The sequence below is a fragment of the Ktedonobacterales bacterium genome, from assembly GCA_036557285.1.
Taxonomy (GTDB): Bacteria; Chloroflexota; Ktedonobacteria; order Ktedonobacterales; family DATBGS01; genus DATBHW01.
The window spans coordinates 70479-88680 of the sequence record DATBHW010000076.1; the positions used below are offsets into that span (position 1 = coordinate 70479).

Genomic DNA, 18202 nt, shown 5'->3' on the forward strand with positions numbered 1-18202 from the left:
TTGCCTGGGGATATGCTTACACTAGCATACGCGAATACGATACAGAAAGGGACATCTGGCTCAGATTTTGAGCCGATGGGCGCACGCGCACGCGCCAGATTAGACGAGTCCGCGTCGTACCGCTTCGGCGGCAGCCTGGGCGCGGGTCATCACCCCCAGTTGATCGAAGATATGCTGAACCTTGCGCTTGATGCTGGCTTTGCTCCAGCCGAGTTCTCTGGCGATCTCTTCATTGCTGGCCCCCGCCGCCACGCGCTGAAGCACCTGAATATCCTGATCGCTCAGACCGATTTCCTGCTGAATGTGCTGGTAGCGGACCTGGGCAAACTGGCGCAGCATCCGCTCCAGGAGTTCCGGGCTGATCAGCCGCTCCCCGCGATGAACGGCCCGAATGGTCCAGACCAGCGTTTCATCAGAGACGCTTTTCAGCAGGTATGCCTGCGCCTCGGCCTGCAACGCGCCTATCAGATACTCGTCGTCGTCATAGCTGGTAAGAATAATGATGCGAATCTGCGGGTACTCTCGATGAATCTGGCGAGCCATCTCAATGCCCGTAATGCCCGGCAGCCGAATATCGAGCAGCACGATGTCGGGCGTATCCTGCTTCAGTGCAGCGAACGCTTGCTGCGCGTGGCCTGCTTCCGCGATGATCTGCAAATCGGCGTGGTTGGAGAGCAAACTGCGCAGCCCCTGGCGAACGACTGGATGATCGTCAACGATGAGGATGCGAATCGGCTGCCTGGATGTGTCCATTCTGATGGTCCTTATTGAGAGATACAACGGCCTGATAATGATGGCTCAGTGGAACATCCAGCAGCACCCTGGTCCCTCCCTGCGGCACAGCCTCAATAGTAAGAGCGCCTCCCAGGTTTTGCGCGCGCTCGTTCATGCCCACCAGGCCAAGGTGCCCCTCGCGCCGGGCCATGACCAGGGACAGATCAAAGCCCTGCCCATCATCCCCAACCTCCAGGTGAATGCTTTCCGGCAAAAAGGTCAGATGGACCCAGGTTTTTGTCGCCTGCGCGTGGGCAGCAGCGTTCTGAAGGGCTTCTTGCATGACCCGATAAAGACCAATCTCTGTCTCAGGGTCCAGGCGGCGCGGCTGGCCTATAATCTGCGCCTGGCAGGGTAATCCGGTAAACACTTGATAACGTTCCGCATAGCGCAGAATGGCCGGAGGCAGGCCCAGCGCGTCAAGCGTGGGAGGGCGTAAATCAAGGATAATGCGTTTAATCTCGCCATCCACCTGCCCCAACACAGCCCGCACGCGCCGCAACGCCGATTCAACTCGCGCGGGATTACCGCTTGCCAGCCGTTCTCGCGCCGATTTTACCTCCAGAATAGCCCCGATGATAAGCTGGTTCACCCCATCGTGCATATTGTGGGCGATGCGGGCGCGCTCGCGCTCCTGAATCGTCACCGTCTGCGCCAGCAAGAGCCGGAGTTGATGGGCCTGCTGCGCCAGCGCCTCGTGGGCCTGGGCCAACTGCTCCGTTCGCTCGGTAACTTTCTGCTCCAGATCGGCTTTGGCCGCCTTGAGTTCTTCGTAAAGCTGCGCGTTGCGAATAGCGATGGCAACCTGCGCGGCATAGGTCATCAGTAGTTGTTCATGCTCGTCAGTATAGGCGTCCGGGCGATTGGCAACGCCAATCATCCCCATTGGCGTACCCTGCACCCGCAGAGGAACGCCCAGGAACGCCTGGACTGGTGGATGCCCTTTAGGCTGGCCGATGCGCGCGGGATCAGCCATTGCGTCGGAGCTGCGCACAGGCCGATTCTCCAGCACAGCGCGCGCAAAGATGCTTGGGCGCAGTGGGATCAGGTGGAAGCGTTCATAGAAACGCTCGCTGGCCTGGAACCCCTGAATGGCAACGACATCCATCGCCCTGCCATCGGCAGTATTGAGTCCGATAAAGCCAAACTGCGAGTCAGTCAGTTCCAGGCAATAGCGCAGCGCCGTATCGAGAACTTGCTGGAGGTCGTGCAGTTCGGCAATCTCCAGCGCCAGTTGATACAGCGCCTGTAATTGTTCGCGGCGCTCTTCGGCTTGCAGATACAGGATTTCTGAGGAGATAGGCATCAGCGCCTCCTTCCATCCCAGGTAGTCATCATTCTACCACAGGGAAGAGAGAGGCAGAGTCGCGCCTATCCGCTGACCGCATGGAACACCGCTAGCGAAAGAGATAGGCAGGGTCGTCGGCGGGAACGACTTCAGGCGGAATTGACTCAACAGGCTGGCAGATAAAGCGATCCTGCTGCGGGTGATAGGTCACGCCAATGACAGCTACCCCTCCCAATTCTCCCCTGTAGTGCCCCCCCAGCCGGACGGTGATATGATATTCTGTTGGACTCTCCTCTTCCACTTTCATCGCCCAGACACCTACACCGCTGCTATCGAGACAGTAATCAACAGCAGCATCTTCAAACTCGCGCACTGTGGGCATACATCCCCGCCTTTCTTCGTGAACCCTTTCGAGAGCAAACAGCACAGGCGTTCTTTATTACCGAAATGGGGCTGCGTCTCTCTGCTCAGCAGGCAATCTAGATAGCCAGGCGTCTGTATGGACGCCTGATAGTACATAGATGTGCCGCAATTTGCATGCCAGACTATCTCGTACCAGACCCTGCTGCATACCTGCGGGTGCTATTTGCAGCGCCGCCTTCCGGGCGGCTAAGCGGCAAGCTGCCCGGAAGTTCTCCTACCCCTGTGATCCGCGCAGCTTGCGATACCTGTGGATGAGCGCGTTGGTCGAACTATCGTGCTTCAGTTCTGGCTCATGGGCGCTTGAAAGCTCTGGAATGATGCGCTGGGCCAGTACTTTTCCAAGCTCGACGCCCCACTGGTCGAACGAATTGATATGCCAGATGGTTCCCTGTGTGAAGACCTTGTGTTCATAGAGCGCGATGAGCTTGCCGAGCGTTTCGGGCGTTAGCCGCTCAGCCAGAATGGTATTGGTCGGGCGATTACCCTCAAACGTGCGATGCGGCACCTGGAAGTCTGGCACGCCATCAGCCTTCACTTCCTCGGCGGTTTTGCCGAAAGCCAGCGCCTCGGTCTGCGCAAAGAGATTCGCCATCAGCAGATCATGGTGATTGCCCAACGGGTTCAAGGTCTGGCAGAAGCCAATGAAATCGCAGGGGATCAGTTTGGTCCCCTGGTGGATCAGTTGATAGTAAGCGTGCTGCCCGTTGGTCCCTGGCTGCCCCCAGATAATCGGCCCGGTCTGGTAATCCACCCGCCTGCCCTCCAGGTCCACATGTTTGCCGTCGCTTTCCATATCAAGCTGCTGAAGATAGGAGGGTAGGCGGCCCAGGTAGTGGTCATAGGGCAAGATGGCAACGGTTTCAGCGCCGAAGAAGTCGTTATACCAGATGCCGATCAGCCCAAGAAGCGCGGGCAGATTGCGCTCGAACGGCGCGGTGCGAAAATGCTCGTCCAGCGCGTGAAAGCCCGCCAGCATCTGCGAGAATTGTTCAGGGCCGATGGCGATCATCAGCGAAAGGCCAATCGCCGAATCATAGGAATAGCGCCCGCCTACCCAGTCCCAGAAGACGAACATGTTTTGCGGGTCAATGCCAAACTTCGCTACCTCTTCCGTGTTGGTGGAGACCGCGACAAAGTGTTTCGCCACCGCTTGCTCATCGCCAAGAGTGCGCAAGCTCCACTCGCGGGCGGTGCGCGCGTTGGTCATGGTTTCCAGCGTGGTGAACGTCTTGGAGGAGACGATAAAAAGCGTTTCTTCCGGGTTCAAGTCTCTGGTGGCCTCTACAAAATCGGTCCCATCAATATTGGAGACAAAGCGGAAGGTCATAGAGCGGTCACTATAATATTTCAGCGCCTCATAGGCCATGACCGGACCAAGATCGGAGCCGCCAATGCCGATATTAATCACATTGCGGATGCGCTTGCCGGTGTAGCCCTTCCACTCCCCGCTGCGAACGCGATTGGAGAAATGGGCCATCTTCTCCAGTACTTCATGCACCCTGGGTACCACGTTTTCGCCATCTACCATGATTGACTGGCCCTTTGGCGCGCGCAACGCCACATGCAAGACGGCGCGCTGCTCGGTGCTGTTGATCTTTTCGCCGCTGAACATGGCGTTGATACGCGCCCGCAGGCCGCATTCCTCTGCAAGCTGTAAGAACAGCCCTATCGTTTCATCAGTGATGCGATTCTTCGAGTAATCGAGATAGAGACCCACCGCCTCCGCTGTGAACCGCTCGCCGCGCCGGGGGTCTTGGGCAAAGAGCGCGCGCAGATGCGTGTCGCGGATGCGCTGGTAATGCGCCTCCAGCGCCTTCCACGCCGGGCGCTGGGTGAGTGGTGTTGCTGGTGCCGGGCCAGTCTTCATCATAGATTATGCCTCCCGAATGCAACGAACTTAGCCGGAACGCGAGCAGTATGCGCCATCAAAGTCGCATCTGGCGCGGCGGTTGTCAAGCAGCGGGACCAGCGTGCGCCAGCCCATGCCCAGTGTTATGCTGGTCTTCGCCCGACGAAGTGTACCCCCACAAGCGTCATGACGACTTCATCATGTTGATTGAACAGCTCGCATTTGGAGCGCAGAATCCCCATCTGTGGCCTGCTCTTTGATGGCGTACATTCAAGCACCGTGAAGCAGGCGCGCAGCATATCGCCCGGGCGAACGGGGCGGGGCCAGCGTACCTCATCCACGCCCGGTGATCCTATGCTTATCGTCTCGCGGAGCAGCCCATCAACCAGCAAGCGCATAAAGAGTCCGGTGGTGTGCCATCCGCTCGCCACCAATCCGCCGAAAATAGAATCCCTGGCTTGTTCCGGGTCCAGATGAAAAGGCTGCGGATCAAACTGTTTGGCAAAGGTGATAATTTCCTCTGCCGTTACCTGGGCAGCGCCGAGGACGATGATCTCTCCAACATGAAAATCCTCGAAATAGCGTATGCTCATCTCTCTTCATCCCCAACTTCGTGAGCCATGCGGGCGTGGTATCAAGCGTCGGCCTATACCATACTATACGATCAACCAGAACCACAGCGACAATGCGAAGATAGCCGCAGACACGGTACGGCCATTTCGACCTCAACGGCGATTAAACTCGCCGGGTGGTTGAACACCGATTATGGCGCTTGACAACCTGGCTAAGAGGGCGCTAGTATGCAAGAAAGCACTCTCTAAGCGCGAGTAGGCGCTCTCAGCGTCAGAAAGGCAGGTCGGCTTGAACCACGACCCGGAGCAATGGAGAAAATACCAGGAAGCCATTCAGCATGCCAGCCAGCATCGGCCCGAAGCCCTCAGCCCTGAGCAGTGGCAAATGGTCCAGACGGCGCTCCAACAGATGCAGCAAACCGGGGCCACCCAATTCACCTATAGAGTGACGCGGCTCCCCGATGGAACTGTTGTGCAACAGGGAGATCAACCTGCTGGCAATCCTTCTGGCTGGCCTGGCGAGAAAGCGCCTCCCACAACCGTTCTGCCAGGCCAGCAGCCGACCCCTTCAGCAATTCCCCAGGGCTACCTTGATCCACTCTATCAGAGTGCCGTCGCGGAATTACAGCGATGGATGGCTCAGTACGAACGCTACCGGACGCAAGGCAGCTTCGCCCGGCTGGAACCGATCTTTCAGATGATTAAGCACATTACTGGATAGCCGAGAGCCGCCAGGACTTGCATCCAATAACCGGCATGTGTCCTGGCGCTCTCCCTTTCTTCCGCCAGCTACGCTTCTAGCTCTCGACCAGAGACGGTTTCTTCTGCCTGCCTATGCTCCCTCCGATGGCTCCCACCGCCATGCCCACCAGCAAGGAGAGCAATAAGGCGACCAGCAGCCCCAACACAATCCCTCCAAGCAGCATACCCTCTGTGAGATGAACAGTTACCCCCTCTCGCTGGAGCGCCAGGTTCAAGCTGCCGAGGGTGCTTTGCAGTTGCGCCTGGTCCAGCACGATAAAAAGAAAGGTGGTTGCCAGGCTAAACAGCGAACTCACCAGGGCCGTCATCACACCAGCGAACGCCCCGCTCTGTGCGCTGCCAGTCTGCCGGGCCGCCCGCACACCAGCGAGGCCATAGGCTGCCAGGGGGAGGAGCAACGAGAGCGCCGACAGCAGAGGAGCGACAGGCCCAATCGGATTTAGCCAGTGGAGTACGATAAAAAGAAGTCCCAGAATGCTTCCGAGGCGTAGACCTTCTCGAAGTGGCGCTCGGTTAGTGGATGTCGTGAGCAAATCTCTCAAACCCGCTTTCGTGAGAGTGGCGCTTCTTACACTCAGGAGGCGAAAACGGCTTCCGAGCAGGGGAGAGGCGCTGTTCTTGGACAAGCCTTCTGCAATGACTGTGCCAGCGCCAGCGAGGCGTGATGCTCTGTTCCGTTGGCTGGTGAATATGTGGTGAATATATGAAAAAGGCGCGCACCTGAGTGCCTGCGTGATGGCATCCAGAGTATGGAAATCTGAGGGGTTGTCGTGTATGCTCGCAGTGAAAAATCGTTCTAAAAAATTGCTCTCAGGAGAACCGTCTATGCAGTCATCAATCCCGTCGCCTGAAAGCTATGGCGAGTTGATTCGCGCGGCGCAAAACGCCCCCGAACAATTGGAGCATCTGTATCAAGCGGCGCGACGAGCGCATCGCGCCGGGCAATTCGCTCAGGACATAAACGCGCTGTATCAGGAATCATCGGAGAATGTGTTGTATGCCGCCTGGCACTATCGTTTGCAGCAAAGCACGCAAGAAGAGTGGTTTTCACGGATAGGAAGTAACTGGCGACTGGCGATCTTGATGAGCGTGCTATTGGGCCTGATCCTATGGGGGTTATCCGATCCCAGCCTGGTAATCAACGCGATCCCCTATCTGGCGTTTATAGGAGCGCCCATCATCGCGCTGTTTCTCACCAGCTTTTTCTTCATCATCACCCGTCACAATACGGCCCGGTTGGCGACGGCGCTGCTGGGATTGGTAGGATTCACCGTCTATGTTCTGGTGATGGTGTCGCGCCTGGACGCAGCGAATGACTATCTGCCGTTGGCGTTTCTTCATCTTGTTTTGTTGGCCTGGGGTACGATTGCCATCTACCTGGCAGGCTGGCGCTTCCCCACGCGAGACACCTTTGCGTTTTTATTGAAATCGCTGGAAATGCTCGGTACAGCAGGCGTGTACATCATCGTTGGCGGTATCTTCGTCGGCCTGACCTATGTGATGTTCGAGGCCATTGGCGTTGACCTCAGCAGCCCCATACAGCGCCTGCTTATTCTAGGCGGCGGGGGATTGATCCCGCTGGTCGCTGTGCTAAGCGTCTACGATCCCAAGGGTGGCCTGACACAGCAGGAGTTTCGGCGGGGATTCGCCCGCATTTTGATGATTGGCCTGCACGCCATCTTACCGCTGTCGCTGTTGATCCTGATACTCTTCCTGCTGGCGCTGCCGTTCAATTTTTTCCAGGCGTATGATAACCGCGAGACCTTGATTGTGTTCAATGTGCTGCTCTTTGGCATCCTGGGACTCTTGATTGGCGCTATCCCGCTCACCGCCGGGGAGTTTTCATTGACCTACCAGAAATGGCTGCGTCTTGAAGTAGGGGCGCTGGCCGGGCTGGTGATCGTCGTCAGCCTCTACGCGCTCTCAGCCATTCTCTACCGGACCGCGCAGGATCAACTCACTATGAACCGGCTGACGGTAATCGGCTGGAACAGCATTAACATTGTCCTGCTCGGTCTTTTGCTGTATTGGATCATCCGCCCAGGAAACCGCTCGTGGGGAGAAGCGGCGCAAAAGGTCTTCCGGCCAGGGGCGTATGCGTACCTGGCCTGGGGTGGTTTCCTGATACTCGCCTTGCCGATATTGTTTTAATCCCCCATCGCGGGCAAGACCCACCAAACGGTACAGCACGCCCATCAATGCGCCAGCCGCCGTGAAGCTTCACGGCGGCTGGCATGTTCTACTGATTACATCAAATCTCCTCGAATACTTGCAGATACCACTTGTAGCGCCGCCGTCCCGGCGGCTAGCCACCTGTAGCGCCGCCTCCCTTCGGGAAGGGCCGCTTGCCTCGGCTATGCCTCGGCACTCTCGCTCCCGTTGGTCGCTCGCGCGTCCCTTCCCGGCGGCTCAACGCTGTGCCAGGGCGAGCGTTCGCCCTCCGGGCCACGGCGCCAGCAGGCCAACGCTGGCCGCCGGGACGGCGGCGCTACAAGTGGCCCCGCTTTTTGGCAGAACCGTTCTACTGAGTATATCTTGCTCAGAACTAGCTCATGCGATAGTATGGGCAGTGTTGATACTGATGGGCAAGTGAAACATTCTTCTTAGAGGAGCGAACGCTATGAACGAATCGGCCACTGAGAGCGAGCAAGACCCAACCTTTCGGCAATTGATGGATTACACGGCAGAGACCATGCAGCGCCTGCACGTCCCTGGTGTCGCTATAGGTATTCTCTACGAAGGCAAGGAATATGTCGGCGGCCTGGGCGTGACGAATGTGGACCATCCGCTGCCGGTTGACGCTGATACGCTCTTCCAGATTGGTTCGACCACCAAAACAATGACCGCGACGGCTGCTATGCGGCTGGTTGAGCAGGGGAAGCTCGCTCTGGATACGCCTATCCGCGAATATCTGCCCGATCTGCGCCTGGCGGATGAAGATGTCACAGCACGGGCGACGCTGCGCCACATTTTCACGCATACCGGCGGCTGGGTGGGCGATTATTTTGACGACGTGGGCATGGGCGATGACGCGCTGGCAAAAATTGTCGCAAAGATGGAAAAGACGCCTCAACTCACCCCGCTTGGTGAAATCTGGTCCTACTGCAATTCCGGCTTCTATCTGGCGGGCCGGGTGATTGAGGTCGTGACGGGCAAGGTCTATGAAGAGGCTGTGCGGGAACTGGTGTTGGAGCCGCTGGGCTTGAAGCATTCCTTCTTTTTTGCCAACGAGGTGATTACCCATCGGTTTGCGGTGGGTCATGAAGTGCGCGATGAAAAGCCAGTTGTAGCGCGTCCCTGGGCGTTGCCGCGCAGCGCGAATGCGGCGGGCGGCGTGAGTTCAACGGTCAAGGACCAGCTTCGTTATGCCCGCTTCCACCTGGGCGATGGCACAGCGCCAGATGGGACGCACCTGCTTACGCGGGAATCAATGCGGCTGATGCAGTCGCCGCTGGCGCAGGCGGGGAACCTGGCTGATGAGGTGGGCGTGACCTGGATGCGCAAGAAGGTGGGCGGAGCGCAGATCATCAGGCATGGAGGCGCGACCAATGGGCAGCTATCGGCATTTTCGATGATCCCTGAGCGTGCTTTTGCCATTACCATCTTGACGAACGCTGATCGCGGCGGAGAATTGAACGATGAAGTGGTGAAATGGGCGCACCAGCACTATCTGGGGCTAAGCGACCCTGAGCCGGTTCCGCTCGATCTCCCAAAGGAAACGCTTGCGCCTTACCTGGGGCGCTACTCTGCGGCGATGGATGACATAGAGCTTAGCCTGGTGGATGGCGCTCTGGTGATGAAAGTGACAGAGCAAAACCCGTTTTCCGAAAAAGACGCCACGCCTCCACCCCCTATCCCACCGATACGTCTGGCGTTCTGGAACGAGGACCGCGTAATCGCCCTGGACGCGCCATTAAAGAATGACCAGGGCGAGTTCTTGCGCACCCCTGACGGCAGCATCGCCTGGCTGCGCTTTGGGGGGCGCATCCATAAACGCGAAGGTCAGTCGGCGTAAACCGTCAGGATACGAAGCCAGGTTACGAAGAAAGAAGAAATATGGCAGGCTATCTCCTTCTGGAAGGCGGCGCGGAATTTGGCGGCCAGATGGCGGCTGCGGACCAGCAAGCTATCGCGCTGGCTGGCGGCCCCCAGGCGCGCGTCAGCATCTTGCCTACGGCTGCCGCGCCCGATCACAACAACCAGCGGGCGGGCGCCAATGGGGTACGCTGGTTTCGAGGGCTGGGAGCGCGCCAGGTAGAAGTCGTGCCGGTCATTGACGCAGCCTCAGCCGGTTCTCCGGCGCTGGCTGAGGCTCTTCGCCAGTCGCGGCTCATCTATCTCCTGGGCGGTTTCCCTGGGTATCTCGCTCGGATCCTGGCGGGCAGCGCCTGTCTCCAGGCTATGCTGGATGCTTATGCTGCCGGGGCGGTGATCGCCGGAAGCAGCGCGGGCGCGATGGTCTTGTGTCAGCACTATTTCGACCCGAAACAAGAGCAGGCATCCCCTGGGCTGGGGCTGCTCCCTAACACCTGTGTGCTGCCGCACCACAATACTTTTGGCAAAAACTGGGCAGCGCGGCTGGAACAGGCGCTGCCCGAAGCCGTCTTGCTGGGCATTGACGAACGAACGGGAATGCTGGATGATGGAGAGGGGGGCAGAAAAGCCGGATGGCGCGTCTATGGGCAAGGGGCTGTGACCATCTATCGCCGAGGAAAGCCGACGGCGTATCCGGCTGGCACAGGCTTCACGGATTCATTTGCCCCATAAGCATTGCCGGAGCGAGGCATATCATGAGTTTCGCCTACCGCCAACGCTGCTGGCGAGATAGGACTACTATGGGATTAACAGGTGGGGATTAACAAAGGAGTGTGCTATGCCTCTCGAAGAAACCATTCCCGTTCGCGCCGATGAAGCCTTCAATATTCAGGCTGTCGAAACTTACCTGCGCAGCCATCTCACGGAGATTGGCGCCGGGGCGCTGGTGGTGCGGCAGTTCCCGGCGGGGGCTTCCAACTTAACCTACCTGTTGCAGATAGGGGCGTGGGAAGGCGTGCTGCGCCGCCCGCCGCTGGGTCCGGTACCGCCAAGAGCGCATGACATGGGGCGAGAATGTCGGCTGCTCCAGCGAACCAATCCCGTCTTCCCCCTGGCCCCTAAACCCTATTTCTTCTGCGACGATCTCAGCGTCATCGGCGCGCCCTTCTACGTCATGGAGCGGCGGCGCGGCGTCGTCCTGAATGATCGATTTCCGCCAGAGGTCCAACCCACAGAAGCGCGGTGCGCAGGCATCTCTCAGGCGGTGGTAAAGACTCTGGCGCAGATTCACACGATTGACTGGCAGGCGGCTGGGCTGGGCGATCTGGGGTATCCCGAAGGGTTTCTCGCCCGCCAGGTACGACGCTGGATTGAAGCCTACTCACGCGCCCAGACAGATGATATTCCCCTGGTCGAGCCGCTTACACGCTGGCTTGCCGATCACATTCCAGCAGAGCAGGCGCCTGCCCTCATTCACAATGACTTCAAGCTCAACAACATGCTGCTCAGCGGCGACGACCTGACCACGCCAACAGCGGTGCTGGATTGGGAAATGGCGACGATTGGCGACCCGCTGCTTGATCTGGCGATCACGCTCAGCTATTGGGTCAGCTCGCATGACCCCGAAGACCTGCGAACCATGCTGCCAACCGTCACTAACCTGCCAGGGTTTATCAGCCGCGAGGATTTCATGGAGCGTTACGCGCACAAGACGGGCCGAGACCTGTCAGCCATGCCCTTTTATCTGACCTTTGCCTATTTCCGCATGGTCGTCATTATCCAGCAGATCTATGCCCGCTGGAAACGGGGCCAGACGCAAGATCAACGCTTCGCCGCCTTTGGGGATCGCGTGCGCGCGGTGGTGGCGCACGCCGCCCAGCGCGCCGGACTGGTGTCCTGACAGGGGCGCGCTCCCGCTCATTTCAGAAATATTTCTAGGGTTCCACCACCTATCAGGGGGCGCCACTTGCAGCGCCGCCTCCCTTCGGGAAGGGCCGCTTGCCTCGGCTGGGCCTCGGCAGTCTCGCTCCCGTTGGTCGCTCGCGCGTCCCTTCCAGGCGGCCACCGCTGCGCCCTGGCGAGCGTGCGCCCTCCAGGCCATCGGACCAGCAGGCCAACGCTGGCCGCCTGGGAGGCGGCGCTACAAGTGACATGTCTCGCTTGCCAACACCTCATGGTTGGTAGAACCTATTTCTAGAAGCGACGTGCGCGCACGACACTTGCGTGTTACAATAGTCAGGCGGGTGTAGCTCAGGTGGGCAGAGCGCTTCTTTTCCAAAGAAGAGGTCGTAGGTTCAATTCCTGCCGCCCGCTCCATCATTGGCCTTTGCCCACAGCGCCACTTCCTGCCGTCTTTCCTGCAACAGATGCCTGGCTTTGGCTTTGCCTGGCTCGGTGACAAAATACCCATCTACTTCCTTCTCAAGCTGGTCGAGATACGCGGGCGGAGTCACGCCTTTTCTCACTGTGTCCTGCCAGAAGTTTTCATGGGTCAACGACCAGAGATGGTCTACGTCGCACACCAGCTTGATTTCCAAAGGAAGCTCGCCACGTTTCGCCAGTTCCCAGGGCTTATCATGGTACAGCACCGCCTGGGCAATCCACCCCTTTTGCGTCTCCGTTAAAGGCGGTGTAAACGAATACGTCTCTAAGAGCTTCACGGCCAGGTCTCTGCCTACCAGAGCATGCTTTTCTTTTGGCCCCTGCGCTGTTTTGGTCAACGTTACTCCCGTTGTACTCAGGCTGGCGGCAATCTCGGCTTCACTCAACTGGCTCCAGCCCACATCATGCAGGATAAACGCGACGTAGACGATCTGCTCATCCAACGGCGTTGCAGCCGTCTGGATCAACTCGCGCACAAATGGCAGGCATGTTGCTATATGTACGTCGGTGGTGCGGGTATGCAGGTAGGGCAGGACAAACGTAAAGAAATCTCGGTAGCGCCCATCAACCCGGCTCAGATAGTCCTCGTTCCAGGGGATATAGACCAGGAAGTGTAGCTGGTCTGCGCCAAGGCTGCTGCGCTCAGGCAGCTTCAATTCCAGATCACCAGGGACGAGCGCCTCGATTCCCGCAGACAGTTCAACTCTTCTGAACGAAGGGGCAGGCGATTGGCCGGCTGCCACAGAAGCAGGAGCGATTCGATCAGGATCATTGGTGTTCGCCATGCCGTTGTTCCCTCTCTTCCTGGCTATAAATGCCCAGCGCGTGACCGCAGGCGCGATGAAAATGAAACTCAGCACGAGTAATGCCAGGCTCCATCGTCCACCATACATGATAGCCCTGTCTGCGCTGGCTCCCATCTGGCCCTGGTTCCAGCACGAGGACGCCGCCACACGCGTCACACGTAAAGGCGCGCAGTTCCGGCGCTGCACCTGTGGGCCAGGAGCCGACAATCTCACGAAAGCGGCTGATCGCCTCTTGCGTAAAGGGGTACACGTTGCTCGCCGATGGGCGCGCACCTGGCGCCTCAGACCTATGGTCTATGGGCGTCTTGCCCGCCTGGAAAAGCGATTCGCAGCGTTCATTGCAAAGATGAACAGGGATATGATACTCGTCGGTCTGTAACCAGTGATACCAGGCTTCATTGATTGACGCCTGGCAGAGCGCGCAGCGAAAACCGCGATACTCTGGAAAGGCGCTGGGATGCCAGGCACGCACAATGGCAAGAAGCCTTTGTTGTTCTTGTTCCCTCGGAGAGAGGGCGGGACTGGTCTCCATTGTTATTGCAAGCCCTCCATAATCGCCGACGCAAGGTCGAGGCCAAACCGCACGCCGCGTCCCGCACTGTCAGCGGCGGGATTGTACACCGCCAGCGAAAAGACTCGCACCGGAACGGCTCGCGCCGCTGCTCTGGCCGCCTCGATCAGTTGCTCGCGTGGCGCCCAGGAAGGCGCGGGCGTCATACCCCCAGGCGACTCCTCTGGTCCGGCCACATCCAGGTCCATATGCAGATACCACGATGCCGCTTCCCCGGCGCGTGGCCGCAAGGCGCGCTGGACACGCTCCGCCGCGTCAGCCCCCAGCAGCGCCTCTGCTCGCAAGTGCAGGATCGGATGCCGTTGAAGCGCGTCTTCTTCGGCTGGATCAAGATCGCTGGTCCCGATGAGGGCAGCAGCCTCCGGGCGCAGCGGTGGCTCCAATCCCGCTGCCAGCCGCCAGTCGTCCAAGTCCCAGCCCAGCGCCACCGCGTAAGGCATCCCTCCCCAGAAGCCGCTCGTCGTAGTTGCCCGCGTATTGAGATCGCCATGAGCGTCGAACCAGACCACCCCAGGCGTTCCTGCCACCTGAGCCATGCCGCCAATTGGTCCCAGGGCGTGCGTACAGTCGCCCTCCAGCATCACCACCAGACTATCGGGCTGCTGGAGCGCCGTTTTCACGGCCTCGGCTGCCCGGCTGGCTAAGTAGCCGATATTCGTCACCGTATCGCGGGTTCGTTCGCTTCGGGGAAGTTCGATCCACACTGGCGTATGGACGCGATGCCCAAGCGCCTCCAGGCGTTGGGACAGCCCACGCTCTAAGAAGGCTTGCGGCCCAAGCGCACAGCCCCAGCGGGCGACATCTCCCTGGTAGGGGACACAAACAATCGTAATATCCATCGGACGCCTTTCTTGCCAGGCTGCTATGCTCCCAATTAGGATAACAGCTTACCAAAGAGCGCGACGCGCAAACAATATCCGCTTGAAGGACTGGCAGTAGCGTATCACTAAACGCTCGCAAATGCTACGAGCAACCATAGCCAGTGTAACGTTTGATTTTGCACCGCAGTGGTTGTGGCGCTGTTTTGCAGGTACATTCTGAAGAGGTATTCAGGCAATGTTTCTGATACAAGAATATCCATCGCTTTCCCGCTCATACGTGCTGGGGTGGCCGTTTGGGACCACGAACGGGTCTCCCTGGCAAGGCTTCTCGTACCAGCGATTGCTGTTTGATGACGAACTCGCCGTTGACCAGTACATTGTGCATGCCAACCGAGGTCAAACAGGGCTGCTCGTAAGTGGCCCGGTCCATAATAGTCTCTGGATCAAACACGATAATATCGGCGTCCGCACCCACCTGCACCCGCCCTTTGTATTTCATCTGTGGCGCCGCTTCTTCAAGAATCTGTGCCGGAACAAGCGAGGCGCGGCGCAGGGCTTCCATCAACGAGATGATCCCCTGCTCTCGGACATATTTCCCCAGCACACGAGCATAGGTTCCGCTGGCACGCGGGTGGCCCAGCGCGTTTTCAGGCAAAGGCCAGACATCACCCTCCAGTGGCGTACCATCAACACTAAATGGAAGGGCGTCGGTGGCAATCGCTGTGTCGGGAAAGGTCAGGGCATGTTCTAGCAACACACGTTCTTCTGGCTTGTTCTCGTCCAGAAAGTAGAAGATGCCCAGGTCTGCTGGGTGTTGCGCTCGAACCTGGGCTAACTCTTCCGCGCTGGCAATCCAGCGACCAGTGCTGACATGAAAAATGTCGGTTGCCTCAATACCAAGTTGAGGGAGCGCCTCCGGGGCGGCAAAGTGGGCGCCCAGGACGGTACAACCCGCGCCATAGGGATACATTTCGGTGGTGATCTTGAGTCCTTGCCGTTGGGCGCGCCCAATGACATCTAGCACCTGATCCATATGCCGCAGCGACGTGCTATTGACATGGCAGACGTGCATATGCGCGCCCGTTGCTACCGCCGCAGCGACGACTTCGGCGACGCCCTCGTAAGAACTGCCCGGTTCCTTAAAATTGCCCCAGCGAACATGTGTAAAGGTGGGGACGTGATACCGAGCCGCCAGTTGTGCCAGCGCGTAATACTCTTCGCGGTTGGTCTGTGGCCCATAGCCCAGCAGGATACCGATGCCAATCGCCCCCTCCTGCACCCCTTGCTCGACCAGCGCGAGAACTTGTTGGGATCGCTCTGGCGTCGTTAGTTTGCCCCACTGCGGTCCACCTAAGTTCGCCAGCGCCACGCGATACGTGCCATCAAGCTGGACGTTTTCAAGCAGGCTCATACGAGCCAGCGCCCAACTCGCTGAAAAGCCGAAATTGAGCGGGCGACCCTCTCTGGCAGCCACCTCGTAGGCCAGGCCGATTGGGAGATTGCCAGCTTCTAATTCGAGCGCGGTGGTGACGCCATCAAAGGCTTGCATCCGCATCGAAGGGATCGTCTGCCCATGCATATGCAGATCGATGAAGCCAGGAGCAATCACCAGCCCGGCGGCATCAATAACTTCCTTGCCAGCCAGCCGCTCTGGTTCGATGGCGACAATCTTTCCATCTGTGATCCCAACGTGCGCCACCATATCTCGCCCGGTCTCCGGGTCCATGACTCGCCCATTGAGCAAGACCAGATCATACGCGCCCTGCTGTTCCATCTGCTGCCGCCTTTCTTTCTGGCCGATGCCGCATCAGCCGCTTTTTTGGCCGAAGCTCACATTGTCGTGAGTAGTCACGGCATCTGCGTTGACTCGCTCGTGACGGGCGCCTCTTCGTGAACAGTCAGGAGGGTGTTTTCCTTGTGCTTGACGTAGCGTTCGAACCAATCCAGCGTCAGCTTCCATTGGAAATAGCGATGGTGCGGACTGGCCGTAGCGGCGATGGCATGGCTGGCGTTGGGAAAGCGAATCAACTCAGCGATCTGGCGTCGCGCGAGCAGCGAAGCAAACATTTGCTCGCCCTGCTCGATGGGGCAGCGGTAATCGTTTTCCGACTGGAGCAAGAGCAGCGGCGTGGAGATGCGGTTCACATAGGTGATCGGTGAACGGGAACGGTAGAAATCTTCGTTTTCCCAGGGATGCCCATATTGCTTGCCAAACCAGAGCGCCCCCAGGTCGCTGGTCCCATAGAAACTCGCATGGTTTGAGACTCCATTGACCGAAACTGCGGCAGCAAATCTGTCTGTGTGTCCGAGCGCCCAATTGGTCATAAACCCACCATAAGAGATGCCGGTGATGCCCAGTCGCTCCGGGTCAGCCTCCCCTCTCGCCAGCACGGCATCCACGCCAGCCAGCAGATCGAGGTAGTCCTTCTCGCCCCAATCTGCCGCTTGCGTGAAGGCCAGACCATAGCCTTTGCTGCCACGCGGATTGATATAGAGCGAGGCATACCCAGCGCCTGCCAGCGCCTGGGCCTGGAAGTAGAAGCTGTGCCCCCACGCGCTGTATGGCCCTCCGTGAATATGGAGAATCAGCGGGTAGGGACGTTCAGCATGCAGTGGCCTGACAAGCCAGCCCTCGATTTCCCACCCGTCGGGGCCAGTGAAGCTGATGCGCTCGGTCGGCGCGATGCTCACTTCCGCGAGCAAAGTCTGGTTGACGCCAACCAGCGGTTGAAGCTCACCTCCGCTCCAGGGAAGAGTGAAAAGATCGTAGGGCTGCTCTGACATTGCCGCCACGCCCACGAACATCTGGCAAGCCTCCACACTCTGCAAGGCAACGATGTCCGCGGCGGTGGATGAAACGCGCCAGCAGTCGCCAGCCTCGACCGCGAGCGTGAAGATCGCATTTGCCCCATGATCGGCGCTCACAAAAGAGAGCCTTTGCCCATCCGGGGTCCAGACAGGTGTAGCGCCCGCCCCGAAGTAATAGTCGGGTTGTACCGCGGCCAACGAGCGATCAAGATGGCTCATGAGATCGCGCTGATCGCCGCCAGAACGCGAAACCAGCCAGATGTGCGCGTCTTCATAGCCGCTCCGGGCGTTCAAGGGGTGTTCCGCGAAGAACGCAATGGTTTCTCCGTTGGGCGACCAGGCCGGAAACATGGCGCTGAGATCGCCATCAGTAAGGCGTTGCAGTTCACCGCTCTCGACAGCGACCGTCCAGATGTCGCTTGCCAGGCTGGCATTGGCGTCGTCGGAGCGATTCGCCACAAACGCGATCAGCGCCCCATCGGGCGACCAGGCCGCCTGAGCCGCGTCAAAATCGCCCTGGGTGAGCTGGCGCGGTTCGGCTTGTGCATCGTCCAGGTTGAGCAAAAAGAGCTGAGCGCGGCGCTCGATGTAGCCGCGCCCGTCGAAACGTGTGAGGAGCGTGGTCTGGCGGCGCAGACGCGGAGCGTTTTTATCAACCTCGCTGTGTGCCTCGAACCAGGCTGTCTCCTGGGCAACCTTCTGCCGATCCGTGTCCGGCGTTGAGGTGTAGCAGAGGTGCTTGCTATCGGGCGACCAGAGCGGCGAAGTCGCGCCATCGGCCACGCTGGTGAGGCGTCGCGCCTCTCCGCCAGCCACTTCAATGAGGAAGAGTTGCGGCTTTCCCTCATGGCGCGTTGAGACAAAAGCCAGCCGCGAGCCATCAGGCGACCAGCGCGGCTGCATATCCTGGCTCTCTCCGCTCGTCAACTGGCGGCACTGTCCATGCTCCAATGAGGCCAACCAGATCGCCAAGTGAGCCTGATTCTTCCTCTCGTCATAGCTGCCCACCACGTAGGCAACCTGCGTGCCATCGGGCGAAGGCTGGGGATCAGCCACCGTCTTGAGTTGCCAGAAATCCTCCAGGGAAAGCGCGCGTTTTTCTTCAGCCATC

Annotated in this window: 16 protein-coding genes and 1 tRNA gene; 6 read left to right on the forward strand and 11 right to left on the reverse strand. The window is 58.9% G+C overall.

Features of this window, described 5'->3' with window-relative positions:
* Nucleotides 1-99 precede the first annotated feature (99 nt).
* From VH599_20770 to VH599_20790, 5 genes are all read right to left on the reverse strand, one after another.
* Nucleotides 100-753, reverse strand: coding sequence for a response regulator transcription factor (locus VH599_20770; GenBank protein HEY7350756.1), 654 nt, complete (start codon nucleotides 751-753; stop codon nucleotides 100-102).
* Nucleotides 713-2080, reverse strand: a complete 1368-nt coding sequence (locus VH599_20775; protein ID HEY7350757.1) for a GAF domain-containing sensor histidine kinase — start codon at nucleotides 2078-2080, stop codon at nucleotides 713-715. Before VH599_20775 ends, VH599_20770 begins: the two co-directional genes overlap by 41 nt.
* A gap of 91 nt (nucleotides 2081-2171) precedes the next feature.
* Entirely contained in the window at nucleotides 2172-2444 is a 273-nt protein-coding gene (locus tag VH599_20780) for a hypothetical protein (GenBank protein ID HEY7350758.1), read from the reverse strand.
* A gap of 255 nt (nucleotides 2445-2699) precedes the next feature.
* Nucleotides 2700-4355 (reverse strand): glucose-6-phosphate isomerase, encoded by a 1656-nt coding sequence (pgi, locus tag VH599_20785; protein HEY7350759.1) that lies wholly within the window; start codon nucleotides 4353-4355, stop codon nucleotides 2700-2702.
* A 122-nt stretch (nucleotides 4356-4477) separates the two neighbouring features.
* Nucleotides 4478-4927: a MaoC family dehydratase gene (locus VH599_20790; protein ID HEY7350760.1), complete on the reverse strand. Its 450-nt coding sequence runs from the start codon at nucleotides 4925-4927 to the stop codon at nucleotides 4478-4480.
* 268 nt (nucleotides 4928-5195) lie between these two features.
* Here VH599_20790 and VH599_20795 point away from each other — a divergent pair, with 268 nt between their 5' ends.
* On the forward strand, nucleotides 5196-5627 hold the full coding sequence (locus tag VH599_20795; GenBank protein ID HEY7350761.1) for a hypothetical protein: 432 nt from the start codon (nucleotides 5196-5198) through the stop codon (nucleotides 5625-5627).
* 76 nt (nucleotides 5628-5703) lie between these two features.
* Here the strand turns inward: VH599_20795 and VH599_20800 are convergent, their stop codons facing one another.
* Nucleotides 5704-6201, reverse strand: coding sequence for a hypothetical protein (locus VH599_20800; GenBank protein HEY7350762.1), 498 nt, complete (start codon nucleotides 6199-6201; stop codon nucleotides 5704-5706).
* A 292-nt stretch (nucleotides 6202-6493) separates the two neighbouring features.
* Here VH599_20800 and VH599_20805 point away from each other — a divergent pair, with 292 nt between their 5' ends.
* The 5 genes from VH599_20805 to VH599_20825 all read left to right on the forward strand — a co-directional run bounded on the left by VH599_20805 (nucleotide 6494) and on the right by VH599_20825 (nucleotide 12019).
* Entirely contained in the window at nucleotides 6494-7819 is a 1326-nt protein-coding gene (locus VH599_20805; GenBank protein HEY7350763.1) for a hypothetical protein, read from the forward strand.
* 469 nt (nucleotides 7820-8288) lie between these two features.
* Nucleotides 8289-9683, forward strand: a complete 1395-nt coding sequence (locus VH599_20810) for a serine hydrolase domain-containing protein (GenBank protein ID HEY7350764.1) — start codon at nucleotides 8289-8291, stop codon at nucleotides 9681-9683.
* 41 nt (nucleotides 9684-9724) lie between these two features.
* Nucleotides 9725-10435 (forward strand): cyanophycinase, encoded by a 711-nt coding sequence (locus tag VH599_20815; GenBank protein HEY7350765.1) that lies wholly within the window; start codon nucleotides 9725-9727, stop codon nucleotides 10433-10435.
* Nucleotides 10436-10541: 106 nt separating this feature from the next.
* Nucleotides 10542-11603, forward strand: a complete 1062-nt coding sequence (locus VH599_20820; GenBank protein HEY7350766.1) for a phosphotransferase family protein — start codon at nucleotides 10542-10544, stop codon at nucleotides 11601-11603.
* 339 nt (nucleotides 11604-11942) lie between these two features.
* Nucleotides 11943-12019: transfer RNA gene (locus VH599_20825), tRNA-Gly, on the forward strand.
* Here VH599_20825 and VH599_20830 read toward each other — a convergent pair.
* The 5 genes from VH599_20830 to VH599_20850 all read right to left on the reverse strand — a co-directional run bounded on the left by VH599_20830 (nucleotide 11998) and on the right by VH599_20850 (nucleotide 18201).
* Entirely contained in the window at nucleotides 11998-12870 is an 873-nt protein-coding gene (locus tag VH599_20830; GenBank protein ID HEY7350767.1) for an HD domain-containing protein, read from the reverse strand. The genes VH599_20825 and VH599_20830 overlap by 22 nt on opposite strands.
* Nucleotides 12854-13423, reverse strand: a complete 570-nt coding sequence (locus VH599_20835; GenBank protein HEY7350768.1) for a hypothetical protein — start codon at nucleotides 13421-13423, stop codon at nucleotides 12854-12856. Before VH599_20835 ends, VH599_20830 begins: the two co-directional genes overlap by 17 nt.
* 2 nt (nucleotides 13424-13425) lie before the next feature.
* Nucleotides 13426-14301: an arginase family protein gene (locus VH599_20840; protein HEY7350769.1), complete on the reverse strand. Its 876-nt coding sequence runs from the start codon at nucleotides 14299-14301 to the stop codon at nucleotides 13426-13428.
* A gap of 253 nt (nucleotides 14302-14554) precedes the next feature.
* Entirely contained in the window at nucleotides 14555-16057 is a 1503-nt protein-coding gene (locus VH599_20845; GenBank protein HEY7350770.1) for an amidohydrolase family protein, read from the reverse strand.
* Between the two features lie 74 nt (nucleotides 16058-16131).
* Nucleotides 16132-18201 (reverse strand): S9 family peptidase, encoded by a 2070-nt coding sequence (locus tag VH599_20850; protein HEY7350771.1) that lies wholly within the window; start codon nucleotides 18199-18201, stop codon nucleotides 16132-16134.
* Nucleotide 18202: the final 1 nt, after the last annotated feature.